This is a genomic window from Ruegeria sp., from assembly GCF_028066395.1.
Taxonomy (GTDB): domain Bacteria; phylum Pseudomonadota; class Alphaproteobacteria; order Rhodobacterales; family Rhodobacteraceae; genus Ruegeria.
The window spans coordinates 54,073-61,132 of sequence record NZ_JALCBM010000017.1 but is presented as its reverse complement, the minus strand read 5'-3'; the positions used below and the strand labels follow the sequence as shown (position 1 = coordinate 61,132).

The following is a 7,060-nucleotide window of genomic DNA, read 5'->3' as shown; positions in this document are numbered from 1 at the left end:
TTCATGGGCAGTTCGCTGGACCGGGGCGCGGGCGGGCGCGATCCGCTGATTGCGACCGCGCTGGGATCGGCGGTGGTGCATGGGCCCTATGTTCACGGGTACAAGGACAGCTATGACCGGCTGGGGCGGGCAAATGCGGCGGTCTCCATCAGGTCCGCGACCGAGCTGGGCGATGCGGTGGTCGACATGCTGGCCCCGGATCGCTGCGCCGATATGGCATTGGCCGGGTGGCAAGTGGTGACCGAAGGTGCCCCGCAATCCGATCAGATGGTAGAGATGGTGCAGGACATTCTGGACCGGCGGAGAGCCAAAGATGCGCGCACCTGATTTCTGGAACACCAGACCTGACCGGCTGGACCTGCGCGCGCGGCTCCTGGCTCCGCTGGGCCGGGTCTATGCGGCGGCGACCGCGCGGCGGGTGGCCTCTGGCCAAGGCTACGCACCGGGCGTGCCGGTGATCTGCGTCGGCAACCTGAACGCAGGCGGCACCGGCAAGACTCCCACCGTAATCTGGGTGCTGGAGCAACTACGAGATAGCTGGCACACGCCCCATGTGGTCACCCGCGGCCATGGCGGATCGCTGGAGGGGCCGGTGCGGGTCGATCCCCGGGTACACACCGCCGCGCAGGTCGGGGATGAACCGCTGCTGCTGGCGGCCTTTGCCGATGTCTGGGTCGCCAAGGACCGCGCCACCGGGGCGCAAGCGGCAAAGGACGACGGAGCTTCGGTCATCGTGTTGGATGACGGGTTTCAGAACCCTGCTGTTGCCAAGGATTTCTCGATCATCGTGGTGGACGCCGCGCGCGGGTTCGGCAATGGCTTGTGCCTGCCCGCTGGCCCCCTGCGAGAGCCCGTGGCCACCGGATTGCAACGGGCCGATCTGGTGCTGTCGCTGGGCGAAGCAGAGGCGCAGGCGGAATTTGCCGAGATCTGGGCAGACAGCCTAACCATCCCCCACGCCATTGGCGCGGTACAGCCTTTGCAAACCGGGATGGACTGGCAGGACACCCCGGTTTTGGCCTTCGCCGGTATCGGCTATCCCGAGAAGTTCTTCCAAACACTGCGCGCGCAGGGAGCCCGTCTGCTACGGGCCGAGGCGCTGGACGATCACCAACCCCTGACCCCGGCGCTGATGGCGCGGCTGGAAAATGAAGCCAAGGCTCTGAGCGCTCAGATGGTCACCACGGAAAAAGACGCGGTGCGCCTGCCTCCGGCTTTTCGCAGCAAGGTGATCACGCTGCCGGTTCGCCTGACCGTTCAAGATGCTGACAGGGTGAAAGAGATGCTGGCGCAGGTCGCGCCCTCATCCTGACACCGTGGAACCGGCCCACGAAGGGACCGGTTAAGGACGGATCAGTTGCCCAGCTCGTCCTCGATCAGCGCCTTGAAATCGGCGTAGGACTGGTTCGAGACTGATTTGCCGTTCACGATGAAAGACGGGGTAGCCTGAATGCCGTCACGCTCGGCGTTTTCCTGATACCAGGCGACCAGCGTCTGGGCGCGGGTGCCGTCCTGCAGGCACGCCTCTAGCTGGTCATTGTCGATCCCGGCCAGACGTCCGATTTTGCGCAGCTCATCCACGATCTCGGCCGGGCCACCGGCGCGGGTCCATTCGGACTGGCCTTCATAGATCAGGTCGGAGATGCCAAAGAACTTCTCGGGCCCGCCGCAGCGCGCAACCATCGAAGCCCAAAGGCCATAGCGGTCAAAATAGACCTCACGATAGATGAACTTCACCTTGCCGGTGTCGATGAAATTCGCCTTCAACTGCTTGAACGGCCCATTGTGGAAATTCGCGCAATGCGGGCAGGTGTAGGAGGCATATTCGATGATCTCGACCGGCGCGTCCTCGGCCCCCTGAACCATCTCGACGATGGTCGAGGTGTCCAGATCGGCCTCCTGCGCCTCGGCGCTGCTGATCAGCGGATAGGAGGGGGTGGAATTCGACAGCGTCAGCCAATAGCCGCCAGCGGCTACGGCGACAGCCGCACAGATTACGGTTGCAATACGGCTCATTACTCAGCCCTTTCTCAGCGTTTCTGCTTGGATAAAACGTTGCGGCCCAGACGTTCAAGGGCGGCGCGCAAATCCGTATCATGAACGTCACGCGACACTTTGTCTGCCTCGGCTGCAATCTCAGGTGGTATCTGGGGTTTGGCTGGTTTCGGCTTGTGGTCGAAACTGGCCTGCCCCTCGGCAAATCCGGTCGGAGCGGTCTGGGTGATGCGCACGCGGCTGATGGCGTTAAAGCCATAGACCGCGTTGACCTTGTCGCGCAGCTGTTCCTTCTGCATCTCAAGCATCGGGGCCTGCGGACCGGTGGTCAGCACCGTCAGCGTGGCGCCAAACCCGCCCTTGCCATAGCCCACGTTCACCGGCCGGGCGATGGCGGCGATGTCCTGACCCACAATCTCGGCCCAATGGGTCAGCAGGCGCGACACGGCAAAGCCCCGGCTTTCACCGGCGCGTCTGATCTGATCATTCAGCAAAGTTGCGGTGCGTTTGAACCCGCGGGTCGAGGAACGTCTGCGCTGCATCTGGTTTCCAACTCCTGCGCCGCTATTGTAAGGGCCATACGGACAGGCGCCAGCGAAACCCGACAGGGAGATGAATAAAACTTGCGTGACATAGGTGATTTTGATGTGAGCGATGCCCTGTTGGGTTGGTACGACCACCATGCGCGCGACATGCCGTGGAGGGTTGGCCCGGCCGACCGCGCGGCAGGCGTGGTTCCCGATCCCTATCGCGTCTGGCTGTCCGAGGTGATGCTGCAACAGACCACCGTCGCAGCCGTGCGCGACTATTTCCTTCACTTCACCACCCGCTGGCCGGATGTGATGGCGCTGGCCGCCGCGCCGGATGATCAGGTGATGGGCGAATGGGCCGGACTTGGCTATTATGCCCGCGCCCGCAACCTGCTGAAATGCGCGCGGGTTGTTGCAGGGGATCATGACGGTCAATTCCCCGACACCTATGACGCGCTGCTAAAGCTGCCCGGCATCGGCCCCTACACCGCCGCCGCCATCGCCGCCATCGCCTTTGACCGGCCCGAGACGGTACTGGATGGCAATGTCGAACGCGTCATGGCGCGGTTTTACGACATCCACGATCCTTTGCCCGGTTCGAAACCGCTGCTCAAGGACCGGGCGGCTGCGCTGACACCGGCCAAGCGGCCTGGGGATTACGCGCAGGCGGTGATGGATCTGGGCGCCACGATCTGCACCCCCAAATCCCCGGCCTGCGGCATCTGCCCCTTGCGCGATCCCTGCCGGGGCCGGATTGCGGGAACGCAATCCGAACTCCCACGGAAATCACCCAAGCGCCCCAAACCGACCCGTCACGGCCATGCCTATATCGCCCAACGCGCGGATGGCGCATTGCTGCTGCAACGCCGCTCGGACAAAGGCCTGCTGGGCGGAATGCTGGGTTGGCCCGGGTCTGTTTGGTCCGAGACCCCGTCTGAGGCACCGCCCTTCCCCGCCGATTGGCAGCCCCTGCCGGGCGAAGTGCGCCACACCTTCACCCATTTCCACCTGATCCTGCGCATCTGGACCGCCCCGCTGCCGAATACGACGCAACCGGATGAGTTGATTGTCATGGACAAGCACGCCTTTCGTCCCAGCGATCTGCCGACGGTGATGCGCAAGGCATATGACCTCTGGCGCGACCATTAGTGCATTGTGAATCCCACCCGGACCTGTCTAGGTTGTGCCACGTATTCGGAGCCGACCGATGATCCCGTCAGACACCCTGTCCCGCTGGCAATCCGCCCTGCCCTTCTGGATCTCCTACCTGCTGATCCCGCTGATCTGGGTCACGTCGCTGGCCGGGGACTGGTGGGTGCTGCTGGTGCCGCTGTCCACATGGTGGGCCTTTTCCGTGCTGGATCACCTGACCGGGCTGAATCTGGAAAACGCCGATCCCGATACGCCGGATGTCGGGTTGCGCTGGTACATCCTGCTGACCAACCTCTGGGCGCCGATCCAGTTCCTCACGCTATTCGGTCTGATCTGGTTCGTCACCCGATCCGACCTGTCCACGGCAGAGAGGGTCGGCGTGTTCTTCGGCATGGGCGTGATCTCGGGCACGATCGGGATCAACTACAGCCACGAGCTGATGCACCAGAAAGGACGTCTGGAACGCTGGCTGGGCGATATCCTTCTGGCCATGGTGCTCTATTCCCATTTCCGGTCTGAACACCTGCTGGTCCACCACCGCCATGTCGGCACCCCGCGCGACCCGGTTACAGCGCGCTATAACGAGGGCTTCCACCGCTTCTACCCCCGCGTGCTGCGCCAAAGCCTGCTGTCATCCTTCCGGGCCGAGCGCAAGAAACTGGCCCGCAAAGACCGGCCCTGGACCGATCCCGCCAACCCCTTCTGGCGCTACTGGGCGCTGCAAGGCGCAATGCTGCTGCTGGCGCTATTGATCGGAGGCTGGTCGGGCGTGGCCCTGTTCCTGATCCAGGCAGGCACCGCAATCTGGCAGCTGGAACTGGTGAATTACGTGGAACATTACGGCCTGACCCGCAAATATCTGGGCGAGGGCAAATACGAACATGTCCACCCGCGCCATTCGTGGAATGCCTCACAAAAGGCGTCGAACTGGCTGCTGATCAACCTGCAACGGCACTCGGACCACCATTACAAACCGAACCGACGGTTTCCGCTGCTGCAACACCACACTCAGGACGCCGCGCCGCAACTGCCCTATGGCTATCCGGTCATGACCATCGCGGCGATGATCCCGCCCCTTTGGCGACGCGTCATGAACCCCCGCGTCCGCGCCTGGCGCCGCCAGTATTACCCCGAGATCACCGACTGGCGCCCCTACAACAAAGCACAAAACCCCCAGCCCCGCACGTGACCGCAGCGCGCGCCAGCGCGCTGCCCGGCCCAACCGGTTTCAATGCATCTTTGATGCGTTGCAAACGGGCGGGAGCACCCCGGCCTACAAAACCCAGATATCCATCGGCGCTTCAACGCCGCGAACACTCTGGCCGGATTTAGCAACAAACCCGGCCATCGCATCTTCCGCCGGAGACTCCTCAGCCACCTGCGCCCGCACCGCGTCGCTGACCACGATACGCGCGCTGAAATCGCGGGTCAGTGCCTCAAGCTTGGCGGCCACATTCACCGCGTCTCCGATCACCGCAAATTCCAGCCGGTTTGCGCCGATGTCGCCCAGAACGACCGGGCCGTAATGCAGCCCGATCCCCACATGGATCTCAGCCTCTCCCGCCCGGCGGCGATCCAGATTCCAGCGGTCGATCACATCCACCATCGCCCGCGCGCAAGCCAGCGCGTTACTGGCGTCCAGAGGCGTGGTGACCGGCGTGCCAAAGGTCGCCATCAGCCCATCGCCCAGATATTTGTCCAACGTGCCGTGATGGCGGAAGACCTCGCTCTCCATCCGGGCGTGAAAGCCGCGCAGCACCTCGATCACCTCATAAGGATCGCGCCCGGCGGCATATTTCGTGAAGCCCACGATATCGATGAACAGAACCGCCACATTCTCTTTCCGCACCCGTTTCAGCGGCTCGTCATTCTGGCTTAGTTCCTCAACCACATTGGGAGAGAAGTAACGGGACAGGTTGGCCCGTTCCCGTTCCAACCCCGCATTCGACAACAGCAGGCGGTTCAGGCGCTGCATCGAAATACCCATGGTGACCGCCACCATCATGAAGACAATGACCTGTTGAATGCGTTGCGAGGGCATGAAACTGTTCGGATCAAGAAGCTCGGCCACGTCGGGATACCCGCGCAGCGCCTCGGCCACCCGCTCGCTGATCCCCGGGATCGGCGTCGCCACCCACCAGGCGATGACCCAGCCTGCGGTCCACATCATCGTGGTCCACGACCCGATAGCAATCACCGTGCGCCAGGAATAGGCCAGCGTCCCAGCGGCCAGAATGATGAAGAAATACTGGAAATTGTCGAACCGGTACTGCATCGCCAGAGGTCGCACATCATCGCTGAACGGGTTGGGCACGATCATCCCCAGCGTCATGATGAGCAGATCGACGAAGATCAATAACAGCTCGGTTCGCGATTGGCCGACCCGGCCTGCGCGGCGGATCAGCCAGCCATTGGCGCAGATCAGCAGCAGGATGAAGTGATACCACAGCACCTCCCACGCCGGATTCAGGAAGATCAGCAAAACCCCGGTCAACCCCATCGCCACCCAACGGGCGCGCACGGCCAGTTCCAGACCTTCACGCTTGTGCCGCTGAAGCGCGGCCTCGGTGTATTTGTTGTCCAAATCCACGACGTCGGGCTGTGTGATAAAGAGGCTTCTGCGGGGTCGGCGGGCAGTGGTTTCGGTCATGGACTGTCTCTCACATGCTGTCAGGGCGCGCGCCCATGCAATCATTCCCGGGCCGAAAACAAAAGACCCCGCCGTATGATCGGCGGGGCAAGGCTAAGTGCCATGTGTCAGGCCACAGGCACCGGCGGTATTGGTAATATCAGTTGTGCATCTCGGCCCGGATCTGCTGGCGCAGCACGTCGATCGGCACTGTCTTGCCCTCGCGCTTGAAGCACCAGTAAGTCCAGCCATTGCAGGACGGCGCGTTTTCCAGATGCGCGCCAACCTGATGGATCGAGCCCTTGACGTTGTCGCCCACCAGCGTCCCATCCGCGCGCACCTTGGCCTTGTGGCGCTGGTTCATGGAATAAAGTTCCTCACCCGGGCGCAGCATGCCGCGTTCGACCAACTGGCCAAAGGGCACGCGCGGTTCGGCGCGTTTGCTGGCGCTGACCTCCAGCGCCTCACGGTCGAATTTGCGCACTTTCGAGATGCGTTTCTCGGCGACTTTGCGATAGCTTTCCTCGCGCTCGATCCCGATGAATTCGCGACCCAGCATCTTGGCCACGGCCCCGGTCGTGCCGGTGCCAAAGAACGGGTCCAGCACCACATCGCCGGGATTGGTCGAGCCGATCAGCACCCGATGCAGCAGCGATTCCGGCTTTTGCGTCGGATGCGCTTTGTCGCCGTTTTCATCTTTCAGACGTTCATGGCCGGTACAGATCGGCAGCACCCAGTCGCTGCGCATCTGCAC

At 62.8% G+C, this 7,060-nt stretch carries 7 protein-coding genes and 1 pseudogene; 4 read left to right on the top strand and 4 right to left on the bottom strand.

The features are described 5' to 3' along the window. Together MPJ51_RS07890 and lpxK are read left to right on the top strand one after the other, a co-directional pair. A pseudogene (locus MPJ51_RS07890) lies at positions 1–327 on the top strand (3-deoxy-D-manno-octulosonic acid transferase); the annotation flags it as partial. After that, positions 314–1,312, top strand: a complete 999-nt coding sequence (gene lpxK / locus MPJ51_RS07885) for a tetraacyldisaccharide 4'-kinase (RefSeq protein ID WP_298384287.1) — start codon at positions 314–316, stop codon at positions 1,310–1,312. The pseudogene MPJ51_RS07890 and the gene lpxK, both read left to right, overlap by 14 nt. Before the next feature lie 41 nt (positions 1,313–1,353). On the opposite strand, the gene MPJ51_RS07880 is transcribed toward lpxK, so the two are convergent. Together MPJ51_RS07880 and MPJ51_RS07875 are read right to left on the bottom strand one after the other, a co-directional pair. After that, positions 1,354–2,016: a DsbA family protein gene (locus tag MPJ51_RS07880; RefSeq protein ID WP_298384284.1), complete on the bottom strand. Its 663-nt coding sequence runs from the start codon at positions 2,014–2,016 to the stop codon at positions 1,354–1,356. A gap of 14 nt (positions 2,017–2,030) precedes the next feature. Further along, the gene (locus MPJ51_RS07875) at positions 2,031–2,537 is read right to left on the bottom strand and encodes a DciA family protein (RefSeq protein WP_298384281.1); all 507 of its coding nucleotides are present in this window, start codon (positions 2,535–2,537) and stop codon (positions 2,031–2,033) included. An 81-nt stretch (positions 2,538–2,618) separates the two neighbouring features. On the opposite strand from MPJ51_RS07875, the gene mutY reads away from it, so the two are divergent. Both mutY and MPJ51_RS07865 read left to right on the top strand, forming a co-directional pair. After that, positions 2,619–3,674, top strand: coding sequence for an A/G-specific adenine glycosylase (mutY, locus tag MPJ51_RS07870; protein WP_298384278.1), 1,056 nt, complete (start codon positions 2,619–2,621; stop codon positions 3,672–3,674). 58 nt (positions 3,675–3,732) lie between these two features. After that, on the top strand, positions 3,733–4,866 hold the full coding sequence (locus MPJ51_RS07865) for an alkane 1-monooxygenase (protein WP_298384275.1): 1,134 nt from the start codon (positions 3,733–3,735) through the stop codon (positions 4,864–4,866). A gap of 84 nt (positions 4,867–4,950) precedes the next feature. Here MPJ51_RS07865 and MPJ51_RS07860 read toward each other — a convergent pair whose 3' ends face one another. Then, the gene (locus tag MPJ51_RS07860; protein ID WP_298384272.1) at positions 4,951–6,327 is read right to left on the bottom strand and encodes an adenylate/guanylate cyclase domain-containing protein; all 1,377 of its coding nucleotides are present in this window, start codon (positions 6,325–6,327) and stop codon (positions 4,951–4,953) included. Between the two features lie 139 nt (positions 6,328–6,466). Further along, positions 6,467–7,060, bottom strand: a 594-nt coding sequence (locus MPJ51_RS07855) for a site-specific DNA-methyltransferase (RefSeq protein WP_298384269.1), incomplete at its 5' end; no start/stop codon positions are given.